The organism is Vicinamibacteria bacterium, assembly GCA_035620555.1.
Lineage (GTDB): Bacteria > Acidobacteriota > Vicinamibacteria > Marinacidobacterales > SMYC01 > DASPGQ01.
Genome location: DASPGQ010000780.1, coordinates 1 through 3,380 on the forward strand (window position 1 = coordinate 1; position 3,380 = coordinate 3,380).

The 3,380-nt window shown below is 58.7% G+C and carries 3 protein-coding genes; all 3 read left to right on the top strand.

Annotation, left to right across the window (positions count from 1 at the left end; genetic code table 11):
• Nucleotides 1–875, top strand: an 875-nt coding sequence (locus tag VEK15_31460; protein ID HXV65255.1) for a hypothetical protein, incomplete at its 5' end; no start/stop codon positions are given.
• Between the two features lie 18 nt (nucleotides 876–893).
• Complete coding sequence (locus VEK15_31465; GenBank protein HXV65256.1) at nucleotides 894–1,961, top strand: DUF444 family protein; 1,068 nt, start codon at nucleotides 894–896, stop codon at nucleotides 1,959–1,961.
• On the top strand, nucleotides 1,945–3,380 hold a 1,436-nt coding region (locus VEK15_31470; protein HXV65257.1), incomplete at its 3' end, for a SpoVR family protein. The genes VEK15_31465 and VEK15_31470, both read left to right, overlap by 17 nt.

Below are 3,380 nucleotides of genomic sequence, written 5' to 3' on the forward strand. Positions count from 1 at the left end.
AGGCCCTCATCTACGCCGGTCGGGCCGACAGCGGCGTGGACAACAACATGGCGCGAACGGTGCTCGATGAGTTCGAGTTCGTCAAGCCCTCGGAGGGCACTTTCGGACTCGATCCCCGCTTCATCCAGAACGTCTTCGAGAACACCGAGCATTTCCAGATCAACGAGTACCAGGCAAACATCAACCGTCTGCGGAACGAGGACGGCGAACCGGCGATGATCACCTCCATCGCTCTGAAGAACCCTTGCGTGGCCCCGATGGACCTCTACCTGAGGATGGAGAACGCCCTGAAAGAGTCTTTCGCAATCAACAAGGCGAAGCTGGGACATTTCGTCGAGAAGATTCTTCCCCAGGCCAAACAATGGATCCTGAGCCAGATCGCGACCGACGTCTATGGCTCGGTCCTTCGGGACGAGTCGGTCGTCGAGAGCACCTGGAAGAAATATACCGACCACGTCAGAGCATACGTCCACAACACCAAGGTCAAGCACGAGGTCACCCATGCCGACGTGCAGCCCGACGAGAAGTTCATGCAGGCGATCGAGCAGTACCTCGGTATCGCGGAAAAGGACGTCTTTCGCAAGGAGCTGTCCGACGCCATCGCCAGCGTCAGCTACTCGGTGCTGCTGGCGGACGAGCCCTCCTATCAGAGCGCGATCCGCAGGTACGTATTCGAGAACGAGTTCAAATCGAGCGAGAACATCAAGCTCTTGGGCTGGATCAAGAGCGGCTCGAGCGCGGCGGGGGTTCACTCCAAGGAACAGGAGCAGTTGAACGAAACGGTCAGGTACCTCATCGAGAACCTGGGCTATTGCGGCAAGTGTGCCTTTCAGGCGCTGACGATCACCGCGAGCTCCACCAGTATTCTCGATTGAGGACCACGAAGGAGTTTCATGTCCGAGATCACGATCTCCTCCGATGAATCCGAGGGCCTCTTCAACGAGTTCATCCAGGATCAGCTCGAGGAGATTCTCGACGACGTCATCAATCGCGGTGATCTGGACAGGATCGACGACCGGGGAAGCGACATCATCATCGAGATGGACGACATCGTCCCGCCTACCTTCATTTACGGCGACGATGCTTCGGGGGGCGGCGGCGCCGGCTCTCAAGGGCCGGGAAGCGAAAAGGGGAGACTCCGATTCCGCATACCGTTCCATAGTTTCATGGAGCTCGTGGGGCACAGATTGCGACTGCCCCATCTCGTCAAGGAAGGCGATGGCCGCATCAAGGAGGTCTCGTACTCCTTCAAGACCTTCGGCCAGGTGGGTGTCATTCTCGACAAGCGCCGCACTTTCAAACGGGCGCTTCGATCGAGCATCGGACTGAGGGTCTACGATCCGGCGCGGGGCCTCACCTCGGTGCAGGTGCGGCGGCGGGACCGGCGGTTCAAGGTCCCCCAGCGCATCGAAAAGCCTCGCTACAAGGCCGTGGTCTTCTATATGGGAGATATCTCCTACTCGACGTACGGCGAACGTCTGGAAATGGAGAAGCGGCTGGTCAACTTCATCCACCAATGGCTCGACTTCAACTACGGTGGCGGAAACGTGGAGCACCGCTTCTTCGTCCACGACGTGGACGCCCACGAAGTGGCGCCCTCGGATTTCTACAAAGTTTCCAACGCTGGGGGCACGCGGGCGGCGGTCGTATTCGATCTGGTCTCCCAAATCGCCTTCAACGAATACGACACGACGGCGACGAACTTCTACGCATTCTATTTCGGTGACGGCGAGGTCTTCGAAGACGATGCCAAGAAGATCGTGGAGATTCTGTCCGAACAGATGAAGGCGAGCTTCAATCGGATCGGTATCGTGGAGGTGAAGCCCAGCCAGTTCAGCTATCTGAATCGCGAGATCAAGAGGCAGTTCGAGAAGGACCCAATTATCCGTATGGGAACCCTTCGTCAGCGCGCCGAGACCGTGGAGGTCATCAAGAGTCTTTTTGGTGAGCGCCGTGCGTAGCATTCACACCGATCCCGAGCTGACCCGACTCGAAGAGCGCGTGCTCGATCACGCGAACCGCTTCGACCGGCGACTCCCCGAGATTCGTTTCTTCGTGCTCGACCGGCTCGAGTTCGCTTCACTTCTGGAGAAGGAGGTCTATCCCACGAGCCCGATCAACATCTGGGAAGGCAAGAGGATGGTGCACAAGAAGCACGCCATCGAGACCGGGCTCGAATCGTCCCTTTACTACGAGGTGGTGCAGACCGGGAATCCGTCCTATGCCTATCTGGCCAGCTCTAACAGCGCGGTAACGCAGGCCTCGGTCATGGCCCACGTGGTTGGGCACTGCGAGTTCTCCGAGCTGAACGTTCTCAGGGACACGAACGAGAACAGAAGCGAATACGTGATGTACCTGGTCAAGAGGGTGGAGCGCGCGCGTCAGCAGATGGGAGAGCGGGACTACCTCGAATACTGGAACGCGGTCGAGTCCATGAGCCCGTTGATTGCCCCGAACTCCCAGTACAACCTCTCGCGCTCGACGGAGACCGAAACCGCGATTCGACTCGACGTTCGCGCCGACCGAACCACCCGCACCGAGCCCACGATCGCTCCCATCTTCGACACCCTGACCCAGCTCCTGAAGGGGGCGAATCCGCCGAACGCTTTCGAGACCGAGCTCAGAAAGAAGCGGCGTCTCGAGACCTTGAGTCGCAAGGGCTACGTCCTCAAGGCGCCCTGCCAGGACGTCCTCGGATTCCTTCGTGCCCATGCGCCTACGAGCGGCTCGGAACGGGCGATACTCGATTACAAGTACGTGACCAAACTGCCCCAGGACTTCGTACTGAGGACCCAGATCATGAACGAGGGTTGGGCGATGTACTGGGAAAAAAAGATCATGCTCGAGCTTTTCAAGGAAAAGGCGGTGGACGGCGTCATCGACTACGCGCGGGTATTCTCGAACGTGTGCCGGCCGCGGCCTTACTTCCAGCGCAACCCCTACCACCTTGGCTACAATCTCTGGTGTCACATCGAGCAGTTATATCGAGATGGCAAGGTCAGCCTCGACTATCGGGAGGAGAAAGACCGGGAAAAGAAGGATGCCTGGAGGCACATCGGCGTGGATCCGATCGCCGCGATGGGACATCTGGTCGAGACCGTGACCGACTACGAATTCCTCCGGCGTTTTCTCACGCCGGAGCTGGTCCACGAGTTTCACCTGAACCGGATCGACCGTCGAACCGCCGACCGGCTCGGCGTCAAGGATGCGGACGTGGTCAAGCGCGATGAAAACTATGTCTGGCTCCAGCCCGAGCCGATCAAAGAGGAAATGCTGAGGTTCTATACCCATTTCTACCGTCCCCGGATCTACGTCATCGACACCGACTTTCAGGATGGCGGCCTTCTGCTGTACCACCGAGATGACGGCCGTTCGCTCCG

What these genes read in the sequence shown, in the direction of transcription:
- VEK15_31465 (HXV65256.1), top strand. Translation starts at nt 894, where the DNA reads ATGTCCGAGATCACGATCTCCTCCGATGAATCCGAGGGCCTCTTCAAC.